The organism is Pseudarthrobacter sp. PvP090 (genome assembly GCF_040547365.1).
Taxonomy (GTDB): Bacteria; Actinomycetota; Actinomycetes; order Actinomycetales; family Micrococcaceae; genus Arthrobacter.
Genome location: NZ_JBEPPO010000008.1, coordinates 33,927 through 49,762, shown reverse-complemented (window position 1 = coordinate 49,762; position 15,836 = coordinate 33,927). Strand labels below are relative to the sequence as shown.

The following is a 15,836-nucleotide window of genomic DNA, read 5'->3' as shown; positions in this document are numbered from 1 at the left end:
TTAGGCGCTGGTGGCATCCTGCACCTCGCCGACGAGTTCCTCAATGATGTCCTCGAGGAACAGCACGCCCGTTGTGGTGCCGTGGGCGTCAAAGACCCTGGCCACGTGGGCTCCCGTGCGGCGCATCACGGCCAGCGCGTCCTCGAGTTCGCTGCCGCTGAAGGCCGAGGCCAGCTTCCGGATCCGTTTCGCGGGAACCGCCTCGCTGAACGCGGCCGGCGTCGTGAGGTCCATGACGTCCTTGAGGTGCAGGTATCCGGTGGGGGCGCCGTCGTCGTCCGTGAGGATGTAGCGGGAGTAGCCGTGCGCCGCGACAGCCCGCTGGATATCAGCCGGGGTGGCGGACGCGGGCAGCAGCACCATCGAACCGATCGGCACTTCGACGTCGGCGACCGTCTTGGCCGTGAACTCGAAGGCCGCGGTCAGGGTCCCGCTGGTGTCCGTGAGCATCCCGTCGCGGGTGGACTGCTCCACGATGTTCGCCACCTCGTCCAGCGTGTAGGCGCTGGTGGCCTCGTCCTTGGGCTCAACTTTGAAGAGCCGCAGGATCGAGTTGGCGATGCCGTTAAGGGTCCAGATGACCGGTTTAAAGACACGGGCCACCAGCACCAGCGGCGGGGCCAGGAGCAGCGCCGCGCGGGTCGGAACGGAGAAGGAGATGTTCTTCGGCACCATTTCGCCGAACACCACGTGCAGGAACGTCACCAGCAGCAGGGCGACGACGAACGCGACGATGCCGATCGTCTCAGCCGACAGGGAGGTCAGGCCGAGGGGGATCTCCAATAGGTGGTGGATCGCCGGTTCCGAGACGTTCAGGATGACCAGGGAACACACCGTAATGCCAAGCTGGCTGGTCGCCAGCATCAGCGTGGCGTGCTCCATCGCCCAGAGGGTGGTCTTGGCGGCCTTGCTGCCCGCCTCAGCCTTCGGCTCGATCTGCGAACGCCGCGCGGAGATGACGGCGAATTCGGCGCCGACGAAGAAGGAATTGACGACCAGCAGGACGACGAGCCAGATGATGCCTGGGAGATATTCACTCATGGGTCAGCTCCCGCGTGAGATTGTCAATGATCCGGTCATGGCTGCTCTGCGGCGGTTCCGCGGATTCGTCCGGGGTAAAGCGGAGCCGCTCGACGTGGGTCCCCACCACGCGTTCCACCCGCAGCGTCCCGCCGTCGATGGCCACCTCGTCGCCGAGTTCAGGGATCCGGTCAAGCCGGTCCGTGACGAACCCGGCCATCGTGTCGTACTCCTCGCCGTCCGGAACAGTGATGCCGGTCCGGTCCAGGAGTTCGTCGGGCCGGAGGGACGCATCAAAAGTCAGCGATCGGCCCGTCCGCACGACGCCGGTGCGGGCCCGGTCGTGCTCGTCTTCGAGTTCGCCGACGATTTCCTCCACCAGGTCCTCGAGCGTGACGATGCCGGCGGTGCCGCCGTGCTCGTCGGAGACGATCGCCACCTGCAGGCCTTGCCGGCGCAGGAGACCCAGGAGGGTGTCGACGCCCATGGACTCAGGCACCCGCAGCGGCTCGATCATGAGGTCGGACGCCAGGACGCCCGCCCGGTCGCCGAGGGCAACCGCGAAGGCTTGTTTGACGTGCAGCACACCGATGACGTCGTCCCGGTCCCGCCCGATCACCGGGAAGCGCGAAAAGCCGGTGGCGGTCGCCAGGCTGACGATCTGCTCGGCCGTGTCGTCGGATCCGATCGTCGCCATCCGCACGCGCGGGGTCATCACGTCGGCGGCGCTGTGGTCGGAGAACCGCAGTGTCCGGTGCAGCAGGGCCGCGTGGTCCAGGTCGAGGACACCTTCCAGCGCTGAGCGGCGGACCAGGGAGCTCAGTTCCTCGGCACTGCGGGCGCCGGAGAGCTCTTCCTTGGGTTCAATGCCGAAGGACCTGATGACGGAATTGGCCGTGTTGTTGAACAGCAGGATCACGGGCTTGAAGACCGTGGTGAACAGGGTCTGGAACGGAACCACCACTTTTGCCGTGGCCAGCGGCAGCGCCAGCGCGAAGTTCTTGGGGACGAGTTCGCCAATGACCATGGAGAAGATTGTGGCCAGGAAGATGCCGATAACGGCCCCCACCCCGGGGACCACCGCCTCGGGGAGACCGGCGCTTGTCAACGGTCCGCTGAGCAGTTTGCTGATGGCCGGCTCGAACGTGTACCCGGTGAGCAGGGTGGTCAACGTGATGCCCAGTTGCGCGCCGGAGAGGTGCGTCGAGGTGATCCTGAGCGCCTTGATGGTCGGGGCAAGCCGTTTCTCACCGCGCGCCTGCCGCGCTTCAAGGTCATTGCGGTCCAGGTTGACCAGCGCGAACTCGGAGGCCACGAACATTCCCGTGCCGACCGTCAGGACGAGGCCGACGCCGATCATGATCCATTCATACATTCGGGCGCCCCTCTCCTGCGTTGGCCGGGATTCCGGTCAGGAAGTCGAGGGGCGAGGGCATATGTGAGGGAGGGTCATCCATAGTGCACGTCAGTCTATCCGCCCGGCCGTGACACCGCGGAACAATCCGCCGCAGGCGAACCCGTGACAGTGTCGTCGTCTCCTGGATCGGCGTCTGGCGAATCGCACAGCATTTTCACAGCCAAGCGCTATTGAAGTTACAGCCGGGTCCACGAGAATGGTCGCAACTGATAGTGAAATCCGCGGTTCAATGATGACCGCGGCCTACCGAAAGTCAGAGGCGAGCGTCCCAACCACCCGAGCTGAAACCGACTAACGACGGGTTTCCAAGCATGTTGACTCTGCGCAAGCACGTACTTCCTTCAGTCCTGGCCGTTCTGCTGCTGTCAGCAACGGCCTGCACTTCCGAGTCCGCGGCCGGCTCCCGGCCGGACTTCCTGCCCGAAGAAGTGACCAGCAGCCCCGGCAGCGGCGCGGCATCCGCCGGCCCCAGCGCGGCTGCTCCACGGCTGGGCCCCGCCAGTGCGGTGGACGCGGGCGTGGTGCTGGAGGCCTTCAAGGGCCGGGACGTGGCGAAACACCTGGAGGCGCTGCAACGTGTCGCTGATGACAATGACGGCAACCGCGCCTCGGGCACCACAGGCTATGAGGACTCCGCCCGCTACGTCGAGGACCAGTTGCGCGCGGCCGGGTACACCCCGGTCCGGCAGAAGTTCACGTACCGGCGCGACGATGAGCGGGTGGAGTCCTTCAATATCCTGGCCGACACGGAGGGCAGTGCCGAGAACACCATTGTGGTGGGTGGCCATTTGGATTCCGTGCAAAAAGGCCCGGGCATCAACGACAACGGCAGCGGCGTCGCGGCAGTGCTGGAAACCGCGCGGTGGATGAAGGAGACCGGGATGCAGCCGGCGAACCGGGTCCGGTTCGCGTTCTGGGCCGCCGAAGAGGACGATTTCGATGGTTCACGGCATTACGTCGACGAGCTGAGCGCGGCCGAAGTCCGCCGGACGGCGCTTTACCTGAATGTGGACATGGCGGCCTCGCCGAACGGAGTAAGGTCCATCCACGACGGTGACGGGTCGGATTTCGAGGAGGCCGGGCCGAAGGGCTCCCGGGAGATCGAGGATGTCCTGTTCCGGTTCTTCGAGGAGAATTCGCTGCCGGCGGAAAGCACGCCCTTCGACGGCGGGTCCGATTACGAACCGTTCCTGCGGGCAGGCATTCCCGGCGGCGGGCTGTTCACCGGCGATGTGGAATCCAAGACCAAGGCCCAGGTGCAGGCCTACGGCGGTGTGGCCGGCAAGGACCTCGATTCCTGCTACCACAAGGCCTGCGACACCATCGAGAACACCAACGCGGACCTGCTCAAGGAAATGTCCGCAGCCCTGGCCTACGCCACCGCCACCTACGCCATGGCCCCCCGGGGCTGACGTCCGGGCCTTTCCTGAACGTCGAGAGCGGCCCGCCTTGCTCCATGACCAACAGCAGCCGCTCCGCCGGATCATTTCCACCAAAGCATGGCCGCGCCCCGGTCCGAACAGGTAGAACTGAGTCATGACTACCTCGCCCCTGGTGCTCGGCCCGATGATGCGGTACGTGGATGAGACCTCGGCGAGTATCTGGGTGGAGACACGGTCTGCTGCCCGGGTCTCCATCCGCGCGGGCGGGAGGGACTGGGCAGCGCGTACTTTTGCTGTCCACGGCCACCATTACGCACTGGTGGAACTGGACGGGCTGGAGCCGGGCACAGTGACGCCGTACGCCCTCGACATCAACGGAAGCCAGGTCTGGCCCGATCCCGCCTCGGAGTTCCCCCCGTCCATGATCGCGACGCTGCAGACCGGCAAGCCGCTGCGGATGGCCTTCGGCTCCTGCCGGACCAGCGTTCCGCACGATAAGTCCGGCAACCGGACCCACGGCGTCGACTCATTGCGCGCCTACGCCATGAAGATGGCCTCCGGCGGTGATCTGCCGTGGCCGGATCTGGTGGCTTTCCTCGGCGACCAGGTGTACGCCGATCTGACCAGCGAGCAGATGCAGGAGTTCATCCGCGCGCGGCGGGACATCGATGAACCGCCCGGCGAGGAGCTCAAGGACTTTGAGGAATACGCCCACCTCTACAATCTGGCCTGGTCGGACCCCGCGAACAGGTGGCTGCTGTCCACCCTGCCCAGCGCCATGATTTTCGATGACCACGACATCCGCGACGACTGGAACACCTCCCTCAGCTGGAAGAAGGAGATGGAGGCCACCTCCTGGTGGCATGGGCGGATTGTCGCGGGCCTGGCCTCATACTGGGTCTATCAGCATCTGGGGAACCTGTCACCGCAGGAGCGGGCCGGGGACGCCGTCTGGCAGCAGATCGCCGGGCACACGGGTGAGGACGAGATCGACGTGAGCGCCGAACTGGACAGTTTCGCGGACCGGGCGGATCAGGACCCGGGATCGTACCGGTGGAGCTACTGCCGGGAGTTCGGGGACACGCGGCTGATTGTGGTGGATTCCCGGGCAGCCCGGGACCTGACGCCGGACGACCGCGCCCTGGTGGACAAGGCGGAAATGGCCTGGCTCGACGGACGGATGCGCGGCGGTTTCCGCCACCTGCTGGTGGCGACGTCGTTGCCTTTCCTGCTGCCGATGGGCCTGCACTACGTCGAATCCTGGAATGAGGCCATCTCCCAGGGTGCCTGGGGGAAACCTGCGGCCCGCGTCGGCGAAAAGCTGCGCCAGGCGGTGGACCTGGAACACTGGGGCGCCTTCCAGAACAGCTTCCATGAAGTGGCGGCCATGGTCACCGAGGTCGCCGACGGCAAACGGGGCCCGGCACCGGAAACCATCACTTTTCTCTCCGGAGATGTCCACTATTCCTACGTGTCGGAGGTGGAGCGCTCCTCGGGCAGCCGGATCGTGCAGGCCGTCTGCTCCCCCATCCGCAACCCGCTGCCCCGGCTGATGAGGTCCTTCGCCGCCGTCATGTCCTATGGCCTGGCCACCCCGGTAGGCGCCCTGGCGGCCCGCTCGGCCAAGGTCCCGGATCCGCCATTTCGGTGGTCCGGCGTCAAGGGGCCCTGGTTCGACAACAACCTGGCCTGTCTGGAGGTGGCCCCGGAGGGGCTGAAACTGTGGTGGCAGACGGGCGTCGTGGACGGCGGTGACCAGCTGCATCCCCGGCTGAAACTCGTCTCCTCCGTCACGTTGGCTCCCCGGCAGGCCGGGGAGCCCGCCGGGTGAGCTTGGACTCAGTACACCAGTTCGCGGAATAGCCGGACCCTTCGAAGACTTGTTCTCATTGGACGGCCAAGGGGCCGCCGCCAGAAAAGGACTCTTCGTGCCGACTGCTTTTATACCGTTCACCCTGCTCGCCACCGCAAAGGAGGGCCGCCAGCGCGCCTTCCGGACGGATATCGAGCGGCTGGTATCCGACCACCGTGCACCCCTGTCCACCGTCAAGTCCACGGCGACAATGGCGTGCCTGCGGGGCGCGATCGCCAAAAGCGAGCACACGGCGACCGAAGCGAGCCTCGCCAGGTTCCTGGCGGACCGCCTGGTCACCAACGGCATTCATCTCGACATCACGGTCTGCCTGGAGCATTAGCCCTGATGGGCCGCGGGGTGTCGCGGACCGGCGCATCCCTACCGGTACTGGAGCGGCGCCCCGGGGTCAGGGGCGATGGTGTCCGTGCGGGGGGAAGCCACGGTGTCCGCTGCGATTGCGTCGCAGACACTGTCGACCTCATGCCAGAACCTGGCGTCAACCCAGTAGCCGGTATGGCTCAGGATTCGGGGCAGCGGCTGGGCGAACACGAACTTGTCCGTCGGCGGGTCGACCAGGCGGATGTCAGTGGCGCTGTTCGCGGGCCAGTCATCCGTGGCGACCGGTCCGCCGATGTAATCGGTCTCGTAGTAGACGTTGCGCCACCAGACCGCACCAATGCCTCCGCGGCCGCCGGCGAAGTTCTGCAGGAGTCCGTCGCTGACCAGGGCGGGAAACGCCCAGCGATACAGCTTCGCCAGCGGGGACCCGAGGGTCACCAGGCCGACGGTCTTCTCCTCGTGGCGGGCGGACTGGCGCGCCAGCGCGGCGGCGGCGACCATGCTGCCCTGCGAGTGTGCGGTGAGCACCACCCGGCCCTGGTTGTCATGCAACCGCCAGATCCGGCGTGTCAGCTCGGGCACCGCCCGCTCGGTGTACGACGGCGGGGCGAACGGGTGGAACGACCGCGGAAAAAACGTCCCGACGTCGAACGGCGACAACAGGACCTTGCGCCATTTCTCCTGCCGGAACGCGATCCGGAGGACCACCCCGTACACGATGGGCAACGAGGCACTGATCCACGTGGCCACCCCGATGTTCAGGAAGGGCGGATCCTGATCGAGCACAAAGACCTGCGTGACGAAGAGCGCCGCACCCAGCAGCGCCGCACCTGCCACCGCAATCATCAGGTATGCCGCCAGTGTCGGGGCGTACTCGCCGATCAGGCGCATCCTGGCCACCTTGCGGACCCAGGGGCTGGGTCGCATCCCGCCGTCGGCCCGCATGGTTGCAGCCCGGCGCCGGCTGAACGGCGCCGGATCAAAGGCCGACACCGTCCAGACGTCCCCGTTTTTCCGGGACGTGCTGTGTCCCTGTGCGGGAGCTTCCGCGGGCGGACCGGCCAGCGCTGCCTCCGCTGCGTCGTAGTCGCGCTGGAGTTCGGCCACGAGGCTCACCGCCCGCTGCCGTGATGTGACGGACAGCCACACGCCGGCGGCCGCCGCGAAAAGTGCCAGCACGCCGATGAGGCCCAGGGCCAGAATGGAAGCGATCGATGCGACGGTCTTCGGCACCCACAGGACCGGGCCCGTGTAGTCGCCCGCACCGCCCCCTTCTTGTGGCCCGGGCCCGTAGGCAACCGTCCCGAGCCCGTCGGCGACGACCATCATCAGCGACAACAGCACCGCGTTGGCCAGGATGAGCGCGGCAACATTCAGGACCACGGGCGCCGCCCACGGGAACACACTGACGGATCCGCGCGCCACTGCCGTCAGGCGCTTTAACCGCCCGGGCCCGCGCTGCTCGACCGTCAGGGCGTTCCGCCACCGGATGATCCACGCCGCCAGCAGCTGGATCATCAACGGGACCAGCAGCACGAGAGTGAGCGTCCAGCCGGCAGCGACCGACGAAACGATGCCCGGCAGGACGCCGGCCGGCTGGGTGACGGCCTCCGTCCCACCGCCTGCCTCATGGAGTTCCAGAGGCAGCGTCAGGGCGCCGGCGACCGCGGCCAGCAGGGCGCCGATTGAAGCATAGAGCGTTCCGCGGGCGGGCAGCTCGTGTGCCTCGTCCCAGGCGAGCATCACGATGACAGCAGCGATCACGACGGCGGCGGCCGCGCTGGCCGCCCGGGCAGTCACGGGGGCGCCCGTCTCCGTGAGGTCCGCACGTCCGCCGAGTTCGGACACACACCAGCCCAGGGTCCCCGCCGCCACCGCCAGGCCGGCCGCCAGGTGCAGTTCCGAGAGGTGCTGGTGCCACCGGCGCCCCGACCAGAAGTCAGCGCTGCGCAACCCGCCCGGCTGCGCCGCGGCACAACGGCCGTAGGGTACGGGCCTGGCCGTTCCCGGTGCGGGCGGTTCAACACCTTCATAGCTGGTGCGCGAACGGGAGGCCAGGACGTAGAAGAGCACCGCGACGGATACCGGCGCGATGATGCCCGCGGCAAGTCGGACGCCGGGGCGGTCGTACGGCGCCACGACGTCCAGGAACGCCTCACCCCACAGCCGGGAGCGGCACTGCTGCTGGCCCAGGCATTGATAGGCGAAAGTATCCAGGCTCGGCATGGTGACCATAACCGCGGTGCTCAGGGTCAGTGCGAGGGCCGCGAGGCGCGCAAACCAGCGGAACGCCGTCGTCGTCGGCTCTGCGGTTGCCTCCTCATCGCCGGACATCACCCGGCGCCGGGCCATCCACCCGGCCATGTTGGCCAGCATCGACGGCAACAGCGGCGTCCACAGCACCCGGAGCGGCGAGTGCGATGTCAGTCCGCCCCACGAGTACGCCTCACGGTGGCGGCCGCGGGCATCGCTGGTCCGGTAGAACCCGGCGATGCGGTCCCCCGCGACCCTCGTCGGCCGCAGATCGCCGAGAAGGTCCTCCGGCGGTGTGCCGCCCACGCCGTGCACACGTATCTCCGTCAGACCGTCGAGGTTCACGGCGCCGGGGACGAGTCCGGCCGTGGCAGAATCCGCCACGATGACCTCCTGCCTCAGGGGGACGAGGGCTGAACTCGATATTGGACCCCGCGGCCGCAGATTGCAATGGCCGGGCGCGGGACTGCCGAGGCGTTCTGAGCTAGCCCATGCGGTGGCTGTGGTGGTCAGTGCCGCGCATCCGGACGGCCACCAGAATCCCGGACAGGGCGGTAAGCCCCGCGACGACGCCGACGGCGGCAGGAATGCCGTACGCGTCGGCGATGATTCCGGAGAGCAGGGCGCCGACAGCGAAGCCGCCGTCGCGCCACAGCCGGTAGATGCCCACGGAACGCGCACGCCATTCCGGGTGCGCGACGTCGCCGATGGCGGCGAGCAGGGTCGGGTAGACCATCGCCGTACCGAGGCCGAGGAGGGCGGCGGCGGCCAGCCAGACCCCGAAGTCCTGGCCGACGGCGATCATCGCGAGGGCGGCGGCCTGGAGGAGCATACCGCCCACGATCAGCCATTTCCGGCCGTATTTGTCCGACAGTGCACCGGTGACGAGTTGCGCGGCTCCCCAGACGGCGGGATAGACCGCGGCCAGGATGCCGATCTTTTCAATGGTCAGTCCGGCGGCGGCGAACAGGACGGGGAAGAGTCCCCAGGCGAGGCCGTCGTTGAGGTTGTTGACCATGCCGGCCTGGCTGACCGATGACAGGGATTTGTCCCGGAAGCTGGTGAGCGTGAAAATTTCCCGGTTGCTCAGCTGCCCGTGGGCATTGGCGTGGGCGGACGTGTGGTTGGCTGCTTCCAGCCGGGCGTGTCCCCGGGTTTCCTTCACGGCGAAGACCGAGAGGCCCAGACCGAGCGCGATGTAGGCGGCGCCGAGCAGGAACGGTCCGGGCCGCAGGCCGTAGGTGGCGGCGATGTAGCCGGTGGCGAGGGCGGTGCCGGCGACGCCGAGGTACCCGGCTGCCTCGTTCAGGCCCATGGCCAGGCCCCGCCTGGACGGGCCGACGAGGTCCATTTTCATGATCACGGTGGTGGACCACGTGAGGCCCTGGCTGATGCCCAGGATCACATTGGCCGCGACGATCCAGCCCCAGGAGGGTCCGAAGATCAGCACCAGCGGGACGGGCAGGGCAATGACCCAGCCGACAACCAGGACGGGTTTGCGGCCGTAGCGGTCCGAGAGGGTGCCGGCGAAGTAGTTGGTGGCGGCCTTGGCGAGGCCGAAGGCCAGGATGTACGTCAGCGCGGACGTGTAGAGGTCCAGGTGGAAGACCTGTCCGGCCAGCAGCGGGAGGACGGTGCGTTCCTGGCCCAGTGTGCCGCCCACAAGGGCGTTGACGGCGACGAGGAGCATGAACTGGGCCAGGTTCTGCCGCAGGCCCAGCGTGATGCCGGTTCGGCGGTGCCGCTGCTGCAGCGGGTTGATGGTGCCGGAGTTCATGGTGCTCCACGTGGTTGGGACAAAGCTGAAGCGGCGGCCCTGGTGTTCAAGGCCGCCGCCGGGGCTGTCAGTCGGTTGGGTGCGGGTTAGTTGGCGGGGACGGTTTCGCGTGCCTGCCGGTAGGCGGTCCAGGCGTTGTAGCTGCCGTCGAGTTCGACGACGTCGTACCCGGCGCGGCGCAGCGCGCTGGCCGCGACGGAGTTCCGGACCCCGCTCTGGCAGTAGGACACGATGGTGCCGTGGGCGGGGAGTTCGTCCAGGTGCCACATCACGCGGCCGCCGCTGAGCTGGTGGGAGCCCGGGATGTGCCCGGCGGTGTGCTCGGTGCGGTTGCGCACGTCCAGGACCATCGCGGCCTCGAAGCCCTCAAGCTCCTCGGGCTGGATCAGCTTCGGGGTGCTCGTGGGCAGGGACTCGAAGCCGGTGACGTACCCGGCGACCTTGTCGATCCCGACCCGGACCAGGTGGTCCCACATGTCCTGCGCGGTCCCCTGGTCCGGTGCCAGGAGCACGAGCGGGTTGGGATCGGTTTCCGGGTTCACGACCCAGGCGCCGAAGCTAGCCACGGATTTGCCGGCCGGGACGTTCAGGGACCCGGTCACGGTGCCCTGGTGGACCTGGTCGTTGGACCGGGTATCGATGAACGTCAGCGTGTCCGCGGCCAGGCCCTGCGCCACAGTAGCGAGGTCCAGCTCGGCCAGCGGGGCACGGTCGCCCATGACGGCCGGGCCCTCACGGTTCTCCCGCTTCATCCGGCCAAAATACGCGTGCGCGTCCGGCTGGCCGTCAAGGAGTTCATCCACGAAGCCCTGCTCGTCGTTCGCCGCCAGGTACGGGCCCCACCAGGCGTAGAGCCGCTCGTAGCCGACCGTGGAGGACGGGATCGCGCCCAGGGCCTTGCCGCAGGCACTGCCGGCACCATGCGCCGGGTGGACCTGGACATAATCCGGGAGGGTCAGGAACTTATCCCGCAGGCTCGCGAACAACTGCTTCGCACCCGCAAAGCGGGTGTCGACCCCGCCGGCGGCCTCATCCAGCAGATCCGGACGGCCCAGATCCCCGGAGAAGACAAAGTCACCCGAGAGCAGGTACCCGGCCTGGTCACTGAACGCGCCGTCGGTGACCAGGAACGACAGGTGCTCCGGGGTGTGGCCCGGGGTATGCAGGGCCTTGATGCTGATGTTGCCCAGCGTGATCGTGTCGCCGTCGAAGAGCCGCTCGCCCTCGAACCCGTACTGCCAGTCCGGCCCGCCCTCGCCCGAAACGTAAATCTTCGCCCCCGTCGCCGCGGCAAGCTCCCGCGTGCCGGACAGGTAATCGGCGTGGATGTGGGTCTCGGTAACCGCGACGATCTTCATGCCGTTCTTCGCCGCCAGCGCCTGGTACACCGCGATGTCCCGGCGGCCGTCCACCACCACCGCCTCACCCTTGGCCTGGCAGCCGATCAGGTAACTGGCCTGGGCAAGATCCTCATCATAAATGCGTTCCAGAAGCATGTGCTCTCCTTCGTAAAGAGGTGGGGCAAAACCCCGTCGACTACTAACAACAATAATACCCCCGGGGGTATCTTGCAAGGTGGGTCCGGTCAGCCCTGTGGCTGCGCTGCCTGGGCACGCAGGGTGGCCATGTCCAGGTTCTTAACGCCCTCGATGACCTGCTCAAGGCCGGCAGCGTTGAGCGCGCCGGGCTGCGAGAAGACCAGCGTCTTGTCGCGGAATGCCATCAGTGTGGGAATCGAGGTGATTCCCGCCGCGGCCGCCAGGGCCTGTTCGGCCTCGGTGTCCACCTTGGCGAAGACAACGTCCGGGTGCCTCGCTGAGGCCGCTTCATAGGTGGGGGCGAACATGCGGCAGGGGCCACACCACCCGGCCCAGAAGTCGACCAAGACGATGTCATTGGTTTCCAGCGTTTCGGCGAGGGTTTTTTCGGTGATGTCGATGGTTGCCATGATTAACTTCCATTCCTCTTAGGTCGTGGGGTGCGGGCGGGAACTGCTGGTCAGGGGCGGATCAGGTGGTCGGCAGGCCCGCGCGGGTCCACGCAATCATGCCGCCGTCCATGGTGTCTGCGGTGAAGCCGGCGGCGTTGAGCGCATCCGCAACACGGGCGCTGCGGTTGCCACTGCGGCAGATGGCGATCACGGGGACCTTGGCGTCAAGCTCGGAAAGCCGGGCCTGCAGTTCGCCCATGGGAATGTGGATTGCGCCAGGGATCATTCCCTCGGCGACTTCGAAGTCCTCGCGGACGTCCAGGACCTGCGCCTGGTTCCGGCGCTGGTCTGCTTCGGTGATGCTGATTTCTGCCATGGTGATGCCTTTCGGTTCAGGAGTGACTGATGGTGCGCCGATCGGGTCAGACCGGCGTGGGCTGGGTGTCCTGGCGGGTAACGCGGTTGGACCTGCGCAGAGGGCAGGCGCTGACAAAGAACCAGCAGACTGCGGCCGCGACGAGCGCGGCTCCGGCGACACCCAGGGCGATCGGTCCGCGCAGATCCACGGGGGCCTGCTGGATGAGCACGAACGCGCCCATCACCAGCACGAACCAGCCAAAGCCCTTGCGCAGGGCCGCTTCCGGGATGCGCCCGGCGAGCTTGGACCCGATCAGGGTGCCCACGATGGCGGCCGCTGTCACGGCCAGGGTGATCCCCCAGTCCAGCTCAACGGTGGTGAGATAACCGGCCAGGCCGGCAAAGGACTTCATGGCGATCACGACGAGCGAGGTTCCGACGGCGATTGCCATCGGCAGTCCGCCAAGCAGCGCCAGTGCCGGCACCACCAGGAATCCGCCGCCGGCACCGACCAGGCCAGTGACCAGGCCGACGACCAGGCCGTCGAGAAGTACGCGGAACAGCGGCAGTTCGGTGTGCTTGGGCGCCTCGTTGCCCGTGTCAGCCTTCTTCTTGCGTCCGCGGATCATGGCGATGGAGGTGGCCACCATCATCAGGGCAAACGCAATCAGGAGGATCTGGCCGGGGATGTGACCGCCGAGGAGGCCGCCCACGAAGGCTCCGACCATGCCTGCGGCGCCGAACAGCAGACCGGTCCGCCACATGACACGCCCGGCGCGGGCGTGGCTGAAGACGCTGACGGCCGAGGTTACGCCGACCACGAACAGGGAGGCGGCAATGGCTTCCTTGGCATCGAATCCGGCCACGTAGACCAGGATCGGCACCGTCAGGATGGATCCGCCGCCGCCGAGCACACCGAGCGACAGCCCGATGAGCACCGAAAGGGCAAGTACGAGGATCAGCGTGGTGGTCATGAGGCTTTGGACTCCGGGGTCAGGGAACCCGCGACGGGGAACTGCAGGATGGCGGACTCGCGGGTCGGCTCCTCGGCGGCCTTGTTCCAGGGCATGGCAGAGATTGCCTGGCCCATGGCGCAGGTGTTGGTGGCTGCCGAGAAGGTCAGTCCGGCACCGATGGCTCCGGCGAGGAGCCGGATCTTCGGCGAGACGAACTTGCCGCCGGCGAGTCCCAGAACCACGAGGGAACCGGCAGCAAGCCGGACCTGGCGCTCGAGGTCCCAGCGCGCCTTGCCGCGGACCACGTCGCCGCCTGCCTCAGCGAAGCCGGGGGCGCCGCCTGCCAGGACATAGGCGGTGCCGATGCCCGCGCCACCCAGGCGCTGCCGTGCCTGCTCGGCCCGCGCTCCCGACTGGCAGACAAGCACCACGCGGCTGCCCAGGCGGGCGGCCAATTCGTCAGTGTGCTCGGAGAGCAACGGCAGCGGGACGTTGTACGAGCCGCGGATGTGCATGTTTTCGAACTCGGCGGCCGAGCGGACGTCGATCACGATAAGGTCCTGGTGTTCCTGGAACCAGCTGCGCAGCGTTTCCGGAGCCAGTGAGGTGACGGCCGGTGCGGCGGGAGAAGCCTGGGCGGAGGAAGTGGAAGAGGGCGTCATGGGTGTCCTTTCGAGACGGGCTAACAAAAACTGAATACCCCACCGAGTATTGCAGATACCCCTGGGGGTAGTCAAAAATACCCATGGGGGTATATCCTTGAGCATAGCCATCCCTAACTTTGGAGACACCCATGGACCTTGATTCAGCCGAGCTCGCCCCCGTCATCAACCGGCTCAAGCGCGCTCAGGGTCAGCTGGCGGCCGTCATCCGGATGCTTGAGGAAGGGCGCGACTGCAAGGACACCGTCACGCAGTTGGCCGCCGTCTCGAAAGCGCTGGACCGGGCGGGATTCGCCATCATTGCCAGCGGACTGGAGCAGTGCGCGGTCCGGAAGGACTCAAGCATGAGCACGAAGGATCTGGAGAAGCTCTTCCTCTCCCTCGCCTGAGGCTCCGGCGGCTCAGGTTCCGCAGAAGGTCCGGTAGGCGCCGAAGTCCTCGGGCGCGGCGGCGGCGTACCGCTCCAGGCCGGGGCGCTCCTCGTACGGCCCGGTCACCGCGTCCAGGAGGCGTTCGAGCGGACCAAGATCGCCGCCCGTGGCGGCGGCGAGGGCCTCCTCCACCAGATGGTTGCGCGGGATGTAGACCGGGTTGACCCGGTCCATCGCGTCGGCGTCGGGGCCGAGAGCGCTCCAGCGCTTGGCCCACGCATCGAACGCTGACGGATCCGGCAGCAGGCTGCGAACCGGTCCGGCATCACCCCGGGCGGCGGCGCCGAGGCTCCGGAAGAACGAGGTGTGGTCAGCCCGGCCCGCCTGGAGCAGGCTGAGCACCTCGTCCACGAGAGGCGAGGCCACGCTGTCGTCGAGCCCGTCCGGCAGGCCGAGTTTGGCCGCCATGCCGGCCGACCAGGCCGCGCTGTATTGCCGGCGGAACCCGGCGAGGGACTCCTGTGCCTGGGCGGCCGCCCGCTCCTGCTCCTCGTGGAGGAGCGGCAGCAGGGACTCCGCGAGCCGCGTGAGGTTCCATTCCGCCATGACCGGCTGGTTGCGGTACGAATAGCGCCCGGTCTCGTCGATCGAGCTGAACACCGCGGCCGGGTCGAAGGCTTCCAGGAAGGCGCAGGGCCCGTAGTCGATGGTCTCACCGGAGATGGTCATGTTGTCGGTGTTCATGACCCCGTGCACGAAACCCACCAGCATCCACCGGGCCACCAGCGAGGCCTGGGCGGCGACCACCGCCTGGAACAGCGCGAGATAGGGCTGCCCGGCCTCCGCGGCGCCGGGGTGGTGGCGGGCGATCGCATGATCGGCCAGGCGGCGCAGGAGGTTGAGGTCGCCCGTGGCCCGGGCGTACTGGAAACTGCCCACGCGCAAATGACTGGAAGCGACCCGGGTGAGCACTGCGCCCGGAAGCATGGTTTCGCGGAGCACCGGGCGGCCCGTCGCCACCACGGCGAGGGACCGGGTGGTGGGGATGCCCAGGGCGTGCATCGCTTCGCTCACGATGAACTCCCGCAGCATCGGCCCGACCGCAGCCAGACCGTCGCCGCCGCGGGCGAACGGCGTGCGCCCGGAGCCCTTGAGGTGGAGGTCACGAAGGTGGCCGTCCGCGCCGGTGAGCTCACCTAGCAGCAGCGCCCGGCCATCGCCGAGCCGGGGGGCCAACCAGCCGAACTGGTGGCCGGTGTAGGCCTGGGCCACCGGGGTGGCGCCGCCGGGGACCAGGTTGCCGATCAAGAGCCGCACCCCGTCGGGAGCCCGGAGGTAGGCGGGGTCCAGGCCCAGCTCGGCGGCCAGCGCCTCGTTGAGCACAAGGAGCCTCGGGTCGGGTGCCTCCTCTGCCTGCCAGGGTATGGCCATTTCCGCGAGCTCCCGGGCAAAGCGTCCGTCCAGGGCGACGGTTGAGGAGGCTGCGGCAGTCATATAGCAAGAGTATCCCGCGGCGC

The 15,836-nt window shown here is 67.7% G+C and carries 14 protein-coding genes; 4 read left to right on the top strand and 10 right to left on the bottom strand.

Annotation, left to right across the window (positions count from 1 at the left end):
- Together ABIC21_RS11010 and ABIC21_RS11005 are read right to left on the bottom strand one after the other, a co-directional pair.
- Positions 1 to 1,041, bottom strand: a complete 1,041-nt coding sequence (locus ABIC21_RS11010; RefSeq protein WP_354350440.1) for a hemolysin family protein — start codon at positions 1,039 to 1,041, stop codon at positions 1 to 3.
- Positions 1,034 to 2,395 carry a hemolysin family protein gene (locus tag ABIC21_RS11005; protein WP_354350439.1) on the bottom strand — a complete coding sequence of 454 codons (1,362 nt, stop codon included), beginning with the start codon at positions 2,393 to 2,395 and terminating at the stop codon, positions 1,034 to 1,036. Before ABIC21_RS11005 ends, ABIC21_RS11010 begins: the two co-directional genes overlap by 8 nt.
- A 353-nt stretch (positions 2,396 to 2,748) precedes the next feature.
- On the opposite strand from ABIC21_RS11005, the gene ABIC21_RS11000 reads away from it, so the two are divergent.
- From ABIC21_RS11000 to ABIC21_RS10990, 3 genes are all read left to right on the top strand, one after another.
- Entirely contained in the window at positions 2,749 to 3,849 is a 1,101-nt protein-coding gene (locus ABIC21_RS11000; RefSeq protein WP_354350438.1) for a M20/M25/M40 family metallo-hydrolase, read from the top strand.
- A gap of 124 nt (positions 3,850 to 3,973) precedes the next feature.
- Entirely contained in the window at positions 3,974 to 5,650 is a 1,677-nt protein-coding gene (locus ABIC21_RS10995; RefSeq protein WP_354350437.1) for an alkaline phosphatase D family protein, read from the top strand.
- A gap of 97 nt (positions 5,651 to 5,747) precedes the next feature.
- Positions 5,748 to 6,014, top strand: coding sequence for a hypothetical protein (locus ABIC21_RS10990; protein WP_354350436.1), 267 nt, complete (start codon positions 5,748 to 5,750; stop codon positions 6,012 to 6,014).
- A gap of 38 nt (positions 6,015 to 6,052) precedes the next feature.
- Here the strand turns inward: ABIC21_RS10990 and ABIC21_RS10985 are convergent, their stop codons facing one another.
- The 7 genes from ABIC21_RS10985 to ABIC21_RS10955 form a co-directional block, all read right to left on the bottom strand.
- Complete coding sequence (locus ABIC21_RS10985) at positions 6,053 to 8,650, bottom strand: hypothetical protein (protein ID WP_354350435.1); 2,598 nt, start codon at positions 8,648 to 8,650, stop codon at positions 6,053 to 6,055.
- Positions 8,651 to 8,750: 100 nt separating this feature from the next.
- On the bottom strand, positions 8,751 to 9,956 hold the full coding sequence (locus ABIC21_RS10980; protein ID WP_354350584.1) for an MFS transporter: 1,206 nt from the start codon (positions 9,954 to 9,956) through the stop codon (positions 8,751 to 8,753).
- 173 nt (positions 9,957 to 10,129) lie between these two features.
- Positions 10,130 to 11,539, bottom strand: a complete 1,410-nt coding sequence (locus tag ABIC21_RS10975) for an MBL fold metallo-hydrolase (RefSeq protein WP_354350434.1) — start codon at positions 11,537 to 11,539, stop codon at positions 10,130 to 10,132.
- An 89-nt stretch (positions 11,540 to 11,628) separates the two neighbouring features.
- Positions 11,629 to 11,991, bottom strand: a complete 363-nt coding sequence (locus ABIC21_RS10970; RefSeq protein ID WP_354350433.1) for a thioredoxin family protein — start codon at positions 11,989 to 11,991, stop codon at positions 11,629 to 11,631.
- A gap of 61 nt (positions 11,992 to 12,052) precedes the next feature.
- Complete coding sequence (locus tag ABIC21_RS10965) at positions 12,053 to 12,349, bottom strand: rhodanese-like domain-containing protein (RefSeq protein WP_354350432.1); 297 nt, start codon at positions 12,347 to 12,349, stop codon at positions 12,053 to 12,055.
- A 46-nt stretch (positions 12,350 to 12,395) separates the two neighbouring features.
- The gene (locus ABIC21_RS10960) at positions 12,396 to 13,304 is read right to left on the bottom strand and encodes a sulfite exporter TauE/SafE family protein (RefSeq protein WP_354350431.1); all 909 of its coding nucleotides are present in this window, start codon (positions 13,302 to 13,304) and stop codon (positions 12,396 to 12,398) included.
- Complete coding sequence (locus ABIC21_RS10955) at positions 13,301 to 13,948, bottom strand: rhodanese-like domain-containing protein (protein WP_354350430.1); 648 nt, start codon at positions 13,946 to 13,948, stop codon at positions 13,301 to 13,303. Before ABIC21_RS10955 ends, ABIC21_RS10960 begins: the two co-directional genes overlap by 4 nt.
- A gap of 131 nt (positions 13,949 to 14,079) precedes the next feature.
- Here ABIC21_RS10955 and ABIC21_RS10950 point away from each other — a divergent pair, with 131 nt between their 5' ends.
- Entirely contained in the window at positions 14,080 to 14,337 is a 258-nt protein-coding gene (locus ABIC21_RS10950; protein ID WP_354350429.1) for a metal-sensitive transcriptional regulator, read from the top strand.
- A 12-nt stretch (positions 14,338 to 14,349) separates the two neighbouring features.
- On the opposite strand, the gene ABIC21_RS10945 is transcribed toward ABIC21_RS10950, so the two are convergent.
- Positions 14,350 to 15,813 (bottom strand): protein adenylyltransferase SelO, encoded by a 1,464-nt coding sequence (locus ABIC21_RS10945; protein ID WP_354350428.1) that lies wholly within the window; start codon positions 15,811 to 15,813, stop codon positions 14,350 to 14,352.
- Between the last annotated feature and the right edge of the window lie 23 nt (positions 15,814 to 15,836).

Bases quoted from the DNA above. Each gene is read 5' to 3' on its own strand.
- ABIC21_RS11010 (WP_354350440.1), bottom strand. From the start codon at position 1,041: ATGAGTGAATATCTCCCAGGCATCATCTGGCTCGTCGTCCTGCTGGTC.
- ABIC21_RS11005 (WP_354350439.1), bottom strand. From the start codon at position 2,395: ATGTATGAATGGATCATGATCGGCGTCGGCCTCGTCCTGACGGTCGGC.
- ABIC21_RS11000 (WP_354350438.1), top strand. From the start codon at position 2,749: ATGTTGACTCTGCGCAAGCACGTACTTCCTTCAGTCCTGGCCGTTCTG.
- ABIC21_RS10995 (WP_354350437.1), top strand. From the start codon at position 3,974: ATGACTACCTCGCCCCTGGTGCTCGGCCCGATGATGCGGTACGTGGAT.
- ABIC21_RS10980 (WP_354350584.1), bottom strand. From the start codon at position 9,956: ATGCTCCTCGTCGCCGTCAACGCCCTTGTGGGCGGCACACTGGGCCAG.
- ABIC21_RS10975 (WP_354350434.1), bottom strand. From the start codon at position 11,539: ATGCTTCTGGAACGCATTTATGATGAGGATCTTGCCCAGGCCAGTTAC.
- ABIC21_RS10970 (WP_354350433.1), bottom strand. From the start codon at position 11,991: ATGGCAACCATCGACATCACCGAAAAAACCCTCGCCGAAACGCTGGAA.
- ABIC21_RS10965 (WP_354350432.1), bottom strand. From the start codon at position 12,349: ATGGCAGAAATCAGCATCACCGAAGCAGACCAGCGCCGGAACCAGGCG.
- ABIC21_RS10960 (WP_354350431.1), bottom strand. From the start codon at position 13,304: ATGACCACCACGCTGATCCTCGTACTTGCCCTTTCGGTGCTCATCGGG.
- ABIC21_RS10955 (WP_354350430.1), bottom strand. From the start codon at position 13,948: ATGACGCCCTCTTCCACTTCCTCCGCCCAGGCTTCTCCCGCCGCACCG.
- ABIC21_RS10950 (WP_354350429.1), top strand. From the start codon at position 14,080: ATGGACCTTGATTCAGCCGAGCTCGCCCCCGTCATCAACCGGCTCAAG.
- ABIC21_RS10945 (WP_354350428.1), bottom strand. From the start codon at position 15,813: ATGACTGCCGCAGCCTCCTCAACCGTCGCCCTGGACGGACGCTTTGCC.